The 13,839-nt window shown below is 70.1% G+C and carries 11 protein-coding genes, 1 tRNA gene and 1 pseudogene; 7 read left to right on the top strand and 6 right to left on the bottom strand.

Going from position 1 to position 13,839, the window contains the following annotated elements:
- Positions 1-15: 15 nt before the first annotated feature.
- The 3 genes from OG332_RS20630 to OG332_RS20620 are packed head-to-tail and all read left to right on the top strand — an operon-like array spanning position 16 to position 2,093.
- On the top strand, positions 16-438 hold the full coding sequence (locus OG332_RS20630; protein WP_327414858.1) for a hypothetical protein: 423 nt from the start codon (positions 16-18) through the stop codon (positions 436-438).
- 9 nt (positions 439-447) lie between these two features.
- A complete protein-coding gene (locus OG332_RS20625) occupies positions 448-1,239 on the top strand; it encodes a maleylpyruvate isomerase family mycothiol-dependent enzyme (protein WP_327414857.1) in 792 nt (263 codons plus the stop codon).
- Positions 1,240-1,286: 47 nt separating this feature from the next.
- Positions 1,287-2,093 (top strand): META domain-containing protein, encoded by an 807-nt coding sequence (locus tag OG332_RS20620; protein WP_327414856.1) that lies wholly within the window; start codon positions 1,287-1,289, stop codon positions 2,091-2,093.
- Between the two features lie 93 nt (positions 2,094-2,186).
- On the opposite strand, the pseudogene OG332_RS20615 reads toward OG332_RS20620, so the two are convergent.
- A pseudogene (locus OG332_RS20615) lies at positions 2,187-2,471 on the bottom strand (twin-arginine translocation pathway signal protein); the annotation flags it as partial.
- A gap of 57 nt (positions 2,472-2,528) precedes the next feature.
- Entirely contained in the window at positions 2,529-2,624 is a 96-nt protein-coding gene (locus OG332_RS47855) for a putative leader peptide (RefSeq protein WP_324617183.1), read from the bottom strand.
- Between the two features lie 148 nt (positions 2,625-2,772).
- Here OG332_RS47855 and purF point away from each other — a divergent pair, with 148 nt between their 5' ends.
- Complete coding sequence (gene purF, locus OG332_RS20610) at positions 2,773-4,290, top strand: amidophosphoribosyltransferase (protein WP_319723735.1); 1,518 nt, start codon at positions 2,773-2,775, stop codon at positions 4,288-4,290.
- A 105-nt stretch (positions 4,291-4,395) separates the two neighbouring features.
- Positions 4,396-5,466 carry a phosphoribosylformylglycinamidine cyclo-ligase gene (gene purM / locus OG332_RS20605; RefSeq protein ID WP_327414855.1) on the top strand — a complete coding sequence of 357 codons (1,071 nt, stop codon included), beginning with the start codon at positions 4,396-4,398 and terminating at the stop codon, positions 5,464-5,466.
- A gap of 94 nt (positions 5,467-5,560) precedes the next feature.
- Here purM and OG332_RS20600 read toward each other — a convergent pair whose 3' ends face one another.
- Complete coding sequence (locus OG332_RS20600) at positions 5,561-5,872, bottom strand: DUF3073 family protein (protein ID WP_405830890.1); 312 nt, start codon at positions 5,870-5,872, stop codon at positions 5,561-5,563.
- 243 nt (positions 5,873-6,115) lie between these two features.
- Positions 6,116-7,210 (bottom strand): Leu/Phe/Val dehydrogenase, encoded by a 1,095-nt coding sequence (locus tag OG332_RS20595; protein ID WP_327414854.1) that lies wholly within the window; start codon positions 7,208-7,210, stop codon positions 6,116-6,118.
- 206 nt (positions 7,211-7,416) lie between these two features.
- Between OG332_RS20595 and OG332_RS20590 the strand changes: the two genes are divergently transcribed.
- Together OG332_RS20590 and bldC are read left to right on the top strand one after the other, a co-directional pair.
- Positions 7,417-8,271 (top strand): hypothetical protein, encoded by an 855-nt coding sequence (locus tag OG332_RS20590; protein WP_327414853.1) that lies wholly within the window; start codon positions 7,417-7,419, stop codon positions 8,269-8,271.
- A gap of 567 nt (positions 8,272-8,838) precedes the next feature.
- On the top strand, positions 8,839-9,045 hold the full coding sequence (gene bldC / locus OG332_RS20585; protein WP_003949541.1) for a developmental transcriptional regulator BldC: 207 nt from the start codon (positions 8,839-8,841) through the stop codon (positions 9,043-9,045).
- 669 nt (positions 9,046-9,714) lie between these two features.
- On the opposite strand, the gene OG332_RS20580 is transcribed toward bldC, so the two are convergent.
- Positions 9,715-9,788 (bottom strand) — tRNA-Asp (locus OG332_RS20580).
- A gap of 81 nt (positions 9,789-9,869) precedes the next feature.
- A complete protein-coding gene (gene hrpA / locus OG332_RS20575; RefSeq protein ID WP_327414852.1) occupies positions 9,870-13,793 on the bottom strand; it encodes an ATP-dependent RNA helicase HrpA in 3,924 nt (1,307 codons plus the stop codon).
- Positions 13,794-13,839 lie beyond the last annotated feature (46 nt).

Genomic DNA, 13,839 nt, shown 5'->3' with positions numbered 1-13,839 from the left:
CTGCCCGACCGATCCGTGGGAGCACCCGTCGCCGCGCACACCCGGGGCGAGTCCTGCACGCCGGCCGTGGGCCCGCAGGAGGCGCAGCGGATCCACGACGGGCTGACCGGGCAGGAGCGTGCGGACGCCCCCGCGTCGAGCCGTATCCAGGACCACCCCTGGTGGATCCGGACGCAGACCTACGTCGGCGACGAGGCTCAGGGCACCTGCGTCAGCTCCCTCCCGGGCCGGATCTCGGCCGTCGAGCGCAGGGCCGGACGGCAGGGCGGCGTCCTCTTCGGATCCGCCGACTGCCAGGGCCGCCCGGCGGCCTTCACCCTGCAGGCGGCCGCCGGGTACGGCGAGCTGGTGGAGCCGCGCCTGGCCGAGCTGTTCAAGGCCTACGCCACCGATGCCGCCGCGCGGCGCGGCTGCACGGAGCTGACGCTGCCCGGATAGGGTCACCGCATGCCGCCCGCCAGGAAGAAGCCGCGCACCTACGACCCCGCCAGGATCCGTACGGCCGTCACCGCGCAGTTCGCGCATGTCTGCGCAGCCGTGGGGGAGTTGGGGCCCGAACAGCTGGCACGCCCCAGCGGGCTCGGGGCCTGGAGCGTCGCCGAACTCGCCGGGCACGTCGCCTGGATCGCGGACTCGCTGGCCGGCGGCCTCGCCCGGCCGCCCGCCGCCGTCGCCGAACTGTCCGCCGTGGAATGGCCCTTCGCGACCGCCTCCCTCGCCGGGAAGATCTCCGAAGCGGCCCGGGAGACCCTGACCGGTGCCCCGCTGCCCGAGCTGTACGAGCGGGCGGCGGCCCGCATGGCCGAGGCGCTCGCGGCGAATCCGGGCGCCCGCGTGCTGAACCTGTGGATCGGGGACATGACCCTGGCCGACTTCCTGGTGACCCGGACCGTGGAGCTGGTGGTCCACACCGACGACCTGAACCGGGCCGCCGGACTGGCCATCCCGATCGAACGGCAGGCGCTGGCCGCCAGTACCCGGCTGCTCGCCGACGCCCTCGCGCTCAAGGCCCCGGGGGGTGCGGTCGAGGTACGGGTGCCGCCCTTCGCGGTGGTCCAGTGCGTCGAGGGGCCGCGCCACACCCGCGGCACCCCGCCGAACGTGGTGGAGACCGACCCGCTGACCTGGATCCGGCTCGCGACCGGCCGTACGGGATGGGCCGAGGAACTCGACGCGGCGCGGGTCAGCGCCAGTGGCGAGCGGGCCGACCTGTCCGCGCTGCTCCCGCTGATGAGCTGAGCGCGGCCATGACGGAACCGTCCCGGCGCCCCGCCCGTCCCAGGGGCATGCGTACCTTCCGGCACGTCCACACCCCCGCGGGGCTGGCCCTCGTACTCGCCCTCGCCCTGGCCGGCTGCGGCAAGGCCGAGGAGGGCGGGGGCGTTTGGCTGCCCGATGTCGTGGGCTCCTGGGCCGTCGAGTCGCTGACCACCGGCGGCCGCACCCTGCACGCCCCCGAGGCCGCCCGGGTCGACATCGCGCAGGAATCGGCCACCGGCAGCTACGGCTGCAACGGCTTCAAGGCGGCGGTCGTCCTCGACGGCACCTCCGCCCTGACGGTCACCCCCGGCATGACGACCACCATGGCCTGCGCGGACATGGAATTCGAGACGGTCTTCGCCCGGCTGTTCACGGGTCGGCTGACGATCGACCGGGGGCCCGAGCGGCTCACCCTGAAGACCGCCGACGGGAGCACCATCGCGATGACCTCCAAGCCCCCGGCCGCAGCCGCCCCGCTCACCACGACCGAGTGGACCGTCGAGTCCCTGATCAGCGGCGGGAGCGTGTCCTCGGTGCCCGCCGAGGCGGCCGGCAAGGCACACTTCGCGATCGCCCCCGACTCCACCGCGGCCGGCAGCCTCGGCTGCAACCGGTTCAGCGCCAAGGCCACCGTCGAAGGCCCCGCGGTCACCTTCGGGCCGCTCACCACGACCCGGATGGCCTGCGAGGGCCCGGTGGGCGAGCTCGAGCGGACCCTGACCCTGCTGTTCGGCAGCGGGCCGCTCACCACGAAGATCGAGGGCCAGACGCTGACCCTCACCGCACAGGACGGCAAGGGCCTGACCGCCCGGGCGGCCTCGGCCGTGGAATGACCACCACCGGGGCCACCGCCGGGGCCACCGCCGGGGCCACCGCCGGGGCCACCGCCGGGGCCACTGGCGGGACTGCGCCCGGGCTCCGCCGGGTCAGCCCGGGTAGGGCAGCAGGCCGGCGTCCACCTTCTCCCAGGCCGCCCGCAGCTCCGCCGGCCGGGCCGGCTCCACGGCGGCCTTGTCGGCCTGTTCGCGGATGTCCCCGGCCAGGTCGACGAGCTGGTCCTTGCCCGCCTTGCCGCGGTGGTACTTCCAGTCCCCGCGGTGCAGCGCCCGCTCGCCCCGGACCCGCCAGAACAGGTCCCGCGCGGCTGCCTTCTCGCCGCGCAGCAGGTAGCCGGCCAGGCTCACCCCGTCGAGGGGGTGGACGGCGCGCGGCACGGGGGAGCAGGGCGGGGCAGAGCGGAGAGGGGAAAAGGCGAGGAAGAGTTGTGGCTACGCGGAACAGCGACAGATGGCGCTCGCGACACGGACCAGGTCTACGTGGCGGCGCTCGACGAGGGTGACGGTGCGGTCACCGAGAGGCTGCATGAACCGAGAGCCTGTACGAATGTCTTCGTACATGTCAACAAGGTGATCCGAATACCGAGACGGGGGCGTGTCGTCACCCTCTGTGCTGTGACATTTCCCGGCCGTCCCCAATTCGGACCAGTGGTCGATCTCGCCTACACTCGGAAGCGTGCCTCGTGGTGATGGACGACTCAACCACGACCTGCTCCCCGGCGAAAAGGGCCCCCAGGACGCTTGCGGCGTCTTCGGTGTCTGGGCTCCGGGTGAAGAGGTCGCCAAGCTCACCTACTTCGGACTGTATGCACTGCAGCACCGCGGACAAGAGTCCGCGGGAATCGCTGTGAGCAACGGTTCCCAGATCCTCGTCTTCAAGGACATGGGCCTCGTTTCCCAAGTCTTCGACGAAACCTCTCTCGGCTCGCTCCAAGGTCATATCGCGGTCGGTCACGCCCGCTATTCGACCACCGGGGCCTCCGTCTGGGAGAACGCGCAGCCCACTTTCCGCGCGACCGCCCACGGCTCGATCGCCCTGGGTCACAACGGCAACCTGGTGAACACCGCCGAGCTCGCCGAGATGGTCGCCGACCTTCCCCGTCAGGACGGCCGTGCCACCCAGGTGGCCGCCACCAATGACACCGACCTGGTCACCGCCCTGCTCGCAGGGCAGACCGACGAGGACGGCAAGCCCCTGACGATCGAGGAGTCGGCCACCAAGGTCCTCCCGAAGGTCAAGGGCGCCTTCTCGCTCGTCTTCATGGACGAGGGAACCCTCTACACCGCCCGTGACCCGCAGGGCATCCGCCCGCTGGTCCTCGGCCGCCTGGAGCGCGGCTGGGTGGTCGCGAGCGAGACCGCCGCCCTCGACATCTGCGGCGCCAGCTTCGTCCGCGAGGTCGAGCCGGGCGAGCTCATCGCGATCGACGAGAACGGTTTGCGAACCTCTCGATTCGCGGAAGCGAAGCCCAAGGGCTGTGTCTTCGAGTACGTCTACCTGGCGCGCCCGGACACCGACATCGCCGGCCGGAACGTCTACCTCTCGCGTGTCGAGATGGGCCGGCGCCTGGCCAAGGAAGCCCCGGTCGACGCCGATCTGGTGATAGCGACGCCGGAATCCGGCACGCCCGCCGCCGTCGGATACGCCGAGGCCAGCGGGATCCCGTACGGCTCCGGCCTGGTCAAGAACGCCTACGTCGGCCGGACCTTCATCCAGCCCTCGCAGACGATCCGCCAGCTCGGCATCCGTCTGAAGCTCAACCCCCTCAAGGAAGTCATCCGGGGCAAGCGCCTGGTGGTCGTCGACGACTCGATCGTCCGCGGCAACACCCAGCGCGCCCTGGTCAAGATGCTCCGCGAGGCCGGCGCGGCGGAGGTCCACATCCGGATCTCCTCGCCGCCGGTGAAGTGGCCGTGCTTCTTCGGCATCGACTTCGCCACCCGGGCCGAGCTGATCGCCAACGGCATGTCGGTCGACGAGATCGCCACGTCGCTCGGCGCGGACTCGCTCTCGTACATCTCGCTCGACGCGATGATCGAGGCGACCACCATCCAGAAGCCCAACCTCTGCCGTGCCTGCTTCGACGGCGAGTACCCGATGGAGCTGCCCGACCCGCAGCTCCTGGGCAAGCAGCTCCTGGAGACCGAGCTCGCGGGCGGCACCGACGCCGCCGACGCGCTCCGGCGGCCGTAAGCGTTTCTCGGTTTGGCCTGCTCAACCTGCGCTGGGCCCTCTCTTTGAGGCTTCTCCGGGGGCCCAGCACCACACGCAGTAACGACACGAAAGCTCTCTCCTGTCATGACAGAGAAGACCACCGGTGCCAGCTACGCAGCCGCAGGCGTGGACATCGAAGCGGGCGACCGCGCAGTCGAGCTGATGAAGGAGTGGGTGAAGAAGACGCAGCGCCCCGAGGTCCTCGGCGGCCTCGGCGGTTTCGCCGGCCTCTTCGACGCCTCCGCCCTCAAGCGCTACGAGCGCCCGCTGCTCGCCTCGGCCACCGACGGCGTCGGCACCAAGGTGGACATCGCCCGTCAGCTCGGCGTGTACGACACCATCGGCCACGACCTGGTCGCGATGGTCATGGACGACATCGTCGTCTGCGGCGCCGAGCCGCTCTTCATGACCGACTACATCTGCGTGGGCAAGGTCCACCCCGAGCGGGTCGCGGCCATCGTCAAGGGCATCGCCGAGGGCTGCGTCCTCGCCGGCTGCGCCCTGGTGGGCGGCGAGACCGCCGAGCACCCCGGCCTGCTGGGCCCGGACGACTTCGACGTGGCGGGCGCCGGCACCGGTGTCGTCGAGTACGACCGCCTCCTCGGCGCGGATCGCATCCGTACGGGTGACGCCGTCATCGCGATGGCATCGTCCGGCCTTCACTCGAACGGGTACTCGCTGGTCCGGCACGTCCTCTTCGACCGGGCCGGGATGTCCCTGGACCAGCACGTCGAGGAGCTCGGCCGCACCCTCGGCGAGGAGCTCCTGGAGCCCACCAAGATCTACTCGCTGGACTGCATGGCGTTCACCCGTACGGCCGAGGTGCACGCCTACTCGCACATCACCGGCGGCGGCCTCGCGGCGAACCTGGCCCGGGTCATCCCGGACCACCTGCACGCCACGGTCGACCGTTCGACCTGGACCCCCGGCGCGATCTTCGACCTGGTCGGCAAGGCCGGGCAGGTGGAGCAGCTGGAGCTGGAGAAGACCCTGAACATGGGCGTCGGCATGATGGCCGTCGTCCCGCAGGAGTCGGTGGACGTGGCCCTGACCGCGCTGGCCGACCGGGGCGTCGACGCCTGGGTCGCCGGCGAGATCCTGGACCGGGGCGACCACACCGAGGGCGCGACCCTGACCGGGTCCTACGCGGGCTGAGCAGCACGGAAACCCGGTCCGGGGCGAGGCCCTGGACCGGGTTTCGATGTTTCGTCAGCTGACGCAGATGCTTCTCTGCAGAAGGATCCGCGCGTCAAGCCCCGCGACGGTGCGCCGACGGACCGGACTCTTCGTCCTCGTCGTCGTCATCGCGGTTGTAGAGCTCCGCGTACCGAGCGTACGGGTCGTCCTCGTCCAGCTCGTCGTCGTCTACCTCGACCGGCTCGCTGACAGGCAGCGGTTCCGCGGTCGATGCGCCCAGCTCGTTGGCCAGACGCGACAAGTCAGTCCCGCCGCTGCTGTACTTCAGCTGGCGGGCGACCTTCGTCTGCTTGGCCTTTGCCCGGCCGCGCCCCATGGCTCGACCCCCTCGGTGACGGGGCTCGACGGCCCCAGAGTCTGACACGCGTTCATGGTTCGGAGCGGGCTCTCCGTGGAGAGACCGTCCGTAGGGGTTTAACGGTACCTGCTTCCGCGGCCATACGGTACGCCGCCCGCATGACGCGCCCCGGTGCAGAACCAACAAGGCGCCCCGTCCTCGCTGGTCAGCTGCGATTTTAACCTTTTCCTGGCGGGCGACCCGCCGAAGTGCAGTGAGTTCCGTCTCGCCGCACCCCGGCGGGCGCCATTCAGGGGTCCCGCCAGGGGCCTAGAGCGCGCGGGCGGCGCGGGCGTCCGCCATCCGCTGCTCGGCGATCCGGTCGGCCGCGGCGGCCGGCGGGATGCCATCCACCTTCGCGCGAGCAAAGATTTCGAGCGTGGTGTCGAAGATCTTCGTGGCCTTGGCCTTGCAGCGGTCGAAGTCGAAGCCGTGCAGCTCGTCGGCGACCTGGATGACGCCGCCGGCGTTGACCACGTAGTCGGGCGCGTAGAGGATGCCGCGGTCCGCGAGGTCCTTCTCGATGCCCGGGTGCGCGAGCTGGTTGTTCGCCGCACCGCAGACGACCTTGGCCGTGAGGGCGGGGACCGTCTCGTCGTTCAGGGCGCCGCCGAGCGCGCAGGGGGCGTAGATGTCCAGGCCCTCGACGCGGATGAGCGCGGCCGTGTCGGCGACCGCGGTGACCTTGCCCGGGTGCTTGTCGAGGATCCGGCGCACCGACTCCTCGCGCACGTCCGTGATCACGACCTCGGCGCCGTCCTCCAGCAGGTGCTCGACCAGGTAGTGGCCGACCTTGCCGACGCCGGCCACGGCGACCTTGCGGTCGCGCAGGGTCGGGTCGCCCCACTGGTGCTGGGCGCTGGCGCGCATGCCCTGGAAGACGCCGAAGGCGGTGAGGACCGAGGAGTCGCCCGCGCCGCCGTTCTCGGGGGAGCGGCCGGTCGCCCAGCGGGTCTCGCGGGCCACGACGTCCATGTCGGCCACATAGGTGCCGACGTCGCAGGCGGTCACGTAGCGACCGCCGAGGGACTCCACGAACCGGCCGTAGGCCTGGAGCAGTTCCTCGCTCTTGATGACGTCCGGGTCGCCGATGATGACGGCCTTGCCGCCGCCGAGGTCGAGACCGGCGAGGGCGTTCTTGTACGACATGCCGCGCGAGAGGTTCAGCGCGTCGAGGACGGCCTCCTCGTCCGAGGCGTACGCGTGGAAGCGCGTACCGCCGAGGGCCGGGCCCAGGGCGGTGGAGTGGATCGCGATGACGGCCTTCAGGCCGGAGGCTCGGTCCTGGCACAGCACGACTTGCTCGTGGCCGCCCTGTTCCGTACGGAACAGGGTGTGCAGGACGCCGTCGGTCATTTCGGTCACGGTGGTGACTCCCATGGAAGAGATGCGGCGGAAAGACGCCCGCCCTGCGGGTGGGGGAGGGCGTGCTGGGAGCAGCGTAAGACCTGCGGGCCCCGCGTAGGCGTCCTGTCCGGGGATCGGAACAGACTCGGAGTGCGAAGCCCCCCGAGCGGGGCCGGGAGCGCCCCGGAGGTGAACCGGACCCTCAAAGAGGGGAGTACGAGAGCGTGAGCGAATCCCCCGATCCCCTGCTGCCGTCCGCGCGCTCGACGCCGACCGTCCCGTACGCCTCCTACCTGCGCGTCTACGAGCCCCTGGCCGCCTTCGCGGAGCCGGAGCGCACCCACTGGGCCGCCTACGCCCGGCGCGGGGTGACCCCGACCGCCCAGGACGAACTGCGCAAGTCGCTCGCCGACTTGGTGCGGGTCCCCGTGGTGGGGGTGCCGGCGCACGAGAGCGCGGACGCCTTCACGGCCGAGGTGGACGGGGTGCTGCTGGTCTGCCCGTGGCGCACCCGGCTCCGCGGCTGGCTGGCGCTCGAGGAACTGGTCGCGTCCTTCCCGCTTCCCGTGCTGGACGCGGCGCTCCCGCCGGGGACCCGCCGGCGGGCGGCCGAGGAGTACGAGCGCTGGCGCGAGCGGAACCCGGAGGCGCGCCCCTGGATCCGGACGGGCGTGTGGCAGATTCCGCTGCGCTGGTTCGTACTGGTGGCCGACGAGGAGCGGGAGTACGTCCCGGGCGAGCGGCTGCGCTACCGGACGCCGATGGTGCAGGCCCGGCGGCGGCTGGCCCGGGCCCTGCGGACCCTGCGCGACGCGGAGGGGTACGGGATGCTCGCCGAGGGGCTGGTGGAGGTCGGGAGCTGGCTGGAGGAGTTCCACCCGAGGTCGATGGTCGAACTGGACTACGGGGGGCTGCTGCACGCGCTGCCGGCGGACCGGCTGGCGGTCGACCGGTCGGCCGGGGATCTGGCGGCGGGGATCGCGGCCCTGCGGGCCGGCGACATGGAGGGGGCTTCCGAGGCGTACGGGGAGCTGGCGGAGCGGTGGCGGGCGGTCCGGGAGCGACTTTTCGCGAATTAGGCCGAAAGTGGCCTGTGTGGCTCTTTTCGCCTCCGAGGGCCGCGTACGTACTGTGGCGTATCGGTCGATCAGCCAATACTGGCTGATCAGGGCCCTGATCGTAAGATTTGGGACGTAGTACCAGGACCTACGTCCCGATACGGGCCATTGGCCCAAGCGTGACGGACCGCACTAACTACACCCTTGCGCCCTTCCCCTACCCTCGTGCCAAAATAGGACAAGGAGTCCGGGGAGGGTTCCTTCCGCCCAACTAAGGGCGGAATGCTCGGCATTGCGCTCTATGGGGGGTCTGACGGCTCCTGATCGCTCTGTGACTGATCGTCACAGTGGGGTGACTGTCCGCTATGGGACGGTCCATCGGCTTCCGCCGCTGATGAACACCTCGGAGGGCAATTCCGTCGGTTTGGCCGTCGAGGCTGGACGGATGGTGTAGTTGTAGTGCCGAGGACAAGCCGTTCGTCCTATAACCGACTCGGCCCGCGTATGTCCATTTCGGGCAACGCGGGCCAAGGTGCAGAATTTAGAGGAAAGAACCGAGATGGTTCGGTTCTCCCGAGGAGGCCGCTCATGACCGCTCGCACCCCTGATGCCGAGCCGCTGCTGACCCCGGCTGAGGTTGCCACGATGTTCCGCGTGGACCCGAAGACGGTCACCCGCTGGGCCAAGGCTGGCAAGCTCACGTCCATCCGCACCCTGGGTGGACACCGCCGATACCGCGAGGCCGAGGTTCGCGCACTGCTCGCGGGAATTCCGCAGCAGCGCAGCGAGGCCTGAGGTCGCGTAAACACCCCGCTTTAACGGGTCTATATCGGGTCCCCCAATCCGATGAAACCCACATAGCTTCATGCGACGGAGCCTGCCCCAACAGGTTCTGCTCGTCTGATCGCGCTGGACTCCGCCGGGTCCAGCGCGATCTTTTTTATGCCCAGGTCAGGGCGGTGCCGGACGGCCGCGCGGGCCCCTGCGAGACGGGTGCCATTGCACATATTAAATCGAGCGGGCGTAGGGATGCGATAAAAGTAGGAGTCTCAAAAACTCGTGCGGTGACACCCGTCACAGATGATCACTCTTGTATATCCGGTAATGCACCCCGTAAAGGGGACGTGCCGTGCGGAGCGCATCATGCGAACGGGGGATTCTGTGCGGCCGCCGCACCGGCGGCGGCCGGGCGCATTCCACGGGACGCCCGACGGAGGTCCGGAGGCGTCGCGGTCGGGCATCGCGGGTGGGTGTCGGGGACGGGTATCGGGGACGGGCCACTGTGACCCGGGCGGGACCGGCGGGTGAAGCGGGCGGCCCACGGGCCTCGTACCGCCCTCGGACGGGCTCAGGCGGGCCTCGTAGGCCCTCGGGCGGGCCCCAACGCCCCCGGGCGGCCGGGTGTTGGCCCGCCAACGCGTCAGGGCCCGCATCCCCTGGGGGATACGGGCCCTGACGTTTCTGCGAACCTGACGGGACTTGAACCCGCGACCTCCACCTTGACAGGGTGGCGAGCTAACCAACTGCTCCACAGGTCCTTGATTTGCGGCCGCTCGGCGGCTGCGAATCAGACTGTACCGCAGCTCAGGGGGTGCAGTCGAACCGGAGCACCTGGCCGGTCACGGGGCCGCCGCGTCCACCGCCTTCACGATCCGCTTGTCGGAGATCGGATACGCCGTCCCGAGGGCGTGCGCGAAGTAACTGACCCGCAGCTCCTCGATCATCCAGCGGATGTCCGTGACCGTCGCCGGCACCGGCCGTCCCTTCGGCAGCTGCTCCAGGAGCCACGCGTACTCGTCCTGCATCTCGTGGACCTTCTCCATGCGCGTGGTGTCGCGCTGGACGCCCGTGGGCATCTGCTGGAGCCGCCGGTCCGCCGCCACCAGGTAGCGCATCAGGTCCGGCAGCCTGCGCAGCCCGGTGAGCGTGACGAACCCGGCCGGCACGAGGGCCGCCAGCTGCGCCTTGACGTCCTGGATGTTGGCGACCAGGGCGAGGCTGCCCGTGGCCTTCAGGCGGCGCTCACAGGCCTGCCAGGCGGCCAGCACCTGCTGGACCTGGCCCACCGTCCGCACGGTCGTGTCCACGAGGTCGGCGCGGACCGCCTCGTAGAGCCTGCGGAAGCCCGCCTCGTCCCACGCGGGACCGCCGTGGTCCGCGATCAGCTTGTCCGTCGCCGCGGTCGCGCAGTCGTCGAACAGCGCCTGGATGGAGCCGTGCGGGTTCCTGGACAGGGCCAGCTTCTGCTGGTTGCTCAGGTGGTCCGAGGCGAACTTCGCCGGGTTCACCGGGATGTTCAGCAGGATGAGGCGCCGGGTGCCCAGCCACATCGCCTGCTGCTGCTCGGCCTCGGTGTCGAAGAGCCGTACGGAGACGGTCGCGCCCTCGTCCACCAGCGCCGGGTAGGCCTTCACCGGCTGGCCGGCCCGCCGGGTCTCGAAGACCTTGCTCAGCGTGCCGATCGTCCAGTCGGTCAGCCCGGTCCGCTCCACCGACTCCCCGCCCGCCCGCTCGGCGGTGGCCGCGGCGGCCTTGGAGAGGGCCTGGCGGGCCTTCGGCTTCAGCTTCAGCCGCAGTGCCTCCAGATCCTTGTCCTCGGCGAGGTTCTTGCGCCGCTCGTCGATGATCCGGAAGGTGATCTTCAGGTGGTCCGGGATCCGGCCGAGGTCGAAGTCCTCTGCCGAGACCGGGACCCCGACCATCCGCTGGAGCTCGCGCGCCAGCGTGACGGGCAGCGGCTCCTGCAGGGGCACCGCCGTGTCCAGGAAGCGGGTCGCGAAGTTGGGCGCGGGCACGTAGTGCCGGCGGATCGGCTTCGGCAGCGAGCGGATCAGCTCGGTGACGACCTCCTCGCGCAGGCCCGGGATCTGCCAGTCGAAGCCCTCGTCGGTGACCTGGTTGAGCACGTGGAGCGGGATGTGGACGGTCACGCCGTCCGCGTCCGCGCCCGGCTCGAACTGGTAGGTCACCCGGAACTTCAGCTGCCCCTGCCGCCAGGAGTCCGGGTAGTCGGCCTTGGTGACCCCGGCCGCCTTCTCGGTGAGCAGCATCTCCCGCTCGAAGTCGAGGAGTTCGGGCTCCTCGCGCTTCTTGTGCTTCCACCAGGAGTCGAAGTGCGCCCCGGAGACCACGTGCGGCGGGATCTTCTGGTCGTAGAAGTCGAAGAGGCTCTCGTCGTCCACCACGATGTCGCGGCGCCGGGCCCGGTTCTCCAGCTCCTCCACCTCGGTGAGGAGCTTGCGGTTGTCGGCGTAGAACTTGTGGTGCGTGCGCCAGTCGCCCTCGACCAGCGCGTTGCGGATGAACAGCTCCCGCGAGACCTCGGGGTCGATCCGGCCGTAGTTGATCTTCCGCTGGGCGACGATCGGGACGCCGTACAGGGTGACCTTCTCGTACGCCATCACGGCCGCCTGGTCCTTCTCCCAGTGCGGCTCGCTGTAGGTGCGCTTGATCAGGTGCTGGGCCAGCGGCTCCACCCACTCGGGCTCCACCTTGGCGTTCACCCGGGCCCACAGCCGCGAGGTCTCCACCAGCTCGGCCGACATCACGAACTTCGGCTGCTTCTTGAAGAGCGAGGAGCCCGGGAAGACCGCGAACTTCGCCGACCGGGCCCCCAGGTACTCGTTCTTGTCGGTGTCCTTGAGCCCGATGTGGGACAGCAGGCCGGCCAGCAGCGAGACGTGGATGACCTGCTCGGGGGCATCGGCCTCGTTGACGTGGATGCCCATGGTCTTGGCGACCGTGCGCAGCTGCGAGTAGATGTCCTGCCACTCGCGGATCCGCAGGAAGTTCAGGTACTCCTGCTTGCACATCCGGCGGAAGGAGGAGGAGCCGCGCTCCTTCTGCTGCTCGCGGACGTAGCGCCACATGTTCAGGTACGAGAGGAAGTCGCTGGTCTCGTCCTTGAAGCGGGCGTGGTTCTGGTCGGCCTGGGTCTGCTTGTCCGAGGGCCGCTCGCGCGGGTCCTGGATGGACAGGGCCGCCGCGATGACCATGACCTCGCGGACGCAGTTGTTCTTGTCGGCCTCGATGACCATGCGGGCGAGGCGGGGGTCCACCGGGAGCTGGGACAGCTGGCGGCCCATCTGCGTGAGCCGCCTCGACGGATCCTTCTCCGCCGGGTCGAGCGCCCCGAGCTCCTGGAGGAGCTGCACGCCGTCGCGGATGTTGCGGTGGTCCGGCGGGTCGATGAAGGGGAACTTCTCGATCTCGCCGAGGCCGGCGGCGGTCATCTGGAGGATGACGGAGGCCAGGTTCGTGCGCAGGATCTCGGCGTCGGTGAACTCCGGGCGGGCGTTGAAGTCGTCCTCGGAGTACAGCCGGATGCAGATGCCGTCGGAGGTACGTCCGCAGCGGCCCTTGCGCTGGTTGGCGCTGGCCTGCGAGATCCGCTCGATCGGCAGGCGCTGGACCTTGGTGCGGTGGCTGTAGCGGGAGATGCGGGCGGTGCCCGGGTCGACCACGTACTTGATGCCCGGGACGGTCAGGGAGGTCTCGGCGACGTTGGTCGCGAGAACGATCCTTCGGCCCGTGTGCTGCTGGAAGACCCGGTGCTGCTCGGCGTGCGAGAGGCGCGCATAGAGGGGGAGCACTTCAGTGAAGCGAAGGTTCCGTTTGTTGAGCGCGTCCGCCGTGTCGCGGATCTCGCGCTCGCCGGAGAGGAAGACCAGGATGTCGCCCGCGCCCTCGGACTGGAGCTCGTCCACGGCCTCGCAGATCGCGGTGATCTGGTCGCGGTCGGAATCCTCGGAGTCCTCCTCCAGGAGGGGCCGGTAGCGGACCTCCACCGGGTACGTCCGCCCGCTGACCTCGACGATGGGCGCTTCGCCGAAGTGCCGGGAGAAGCGCTCGGGGTCGATGGTCGCCGAGGTGATGACGACCTTCAGGTCGGGGCGCTTCGGCAGCAGCGTGGCCAGGTAGCCGAGCAGGAAGTCGATGTTGAGCGACCGCTCGTGGGCCTCGTCGATGATGATCGTGTCGTAGGCGCGCAGCTCGCGGTCCGTCTGGATCTCGGCGAGCAGGATGCCGTCCGTCATCAGCTTCACGAAGGTCGCGTCCTGGTCCACCTGGTCGGTGAACCGGACCTTCCAGCCGACGGTCCGGCCGATCTCGGACTTCAGCTCCTCGGCGATCCGCTCCGCGACGGTGCGCGCCGCGATCCGGCGGGGCTGGGTGTGCCCGATCATGCCCCGGACGCCGCGGCCCAGCTCCATGCAGATCTTGGGGATCTGCGTGGTCTTGCCGGAACCGGTCTCACCGGCGACGATCACGACCTGGTGGTCGCGTATCGCCTCGGCGATCTCGTCCTTCTTCTGGCTGACGGGCAGGTTCTCGGGATACGTGACCTCCGGCATCCGCGAGGCGCGGCCGGCCAGTCGCGCGGCGGCCTTCGCGGCCTCCGCGGCGATCTCGTCGAGCACGGCCTGCTTGGCCTCGGGCTTGCGGATACGGCGGGCGCCTTCGAGGCGGCGGCCGAGGCGGTGCGCGTCACGGAGAGAGATCTCACCGAGAAGCGTCTGCAGGGCGGCGAAGGAAGTAGACATACCTGATCGAGGATGTCACCTGGGCCCTCCGGGTGGCGAACGCATT

The organism is Streptomyces sp. NBC_01233 (assembly GCF_035989305.1).
GTDB lineage: Bacteria > Actinomycetota > Actinomycetes > Streptomycetales > Streptomycetaceae > Streptomyces.
The sequence above is the reverse complement of the archived record's forward strand: the minus strand, read 5'-3'. Positions and strand labels throughout refer to the sequence as shown.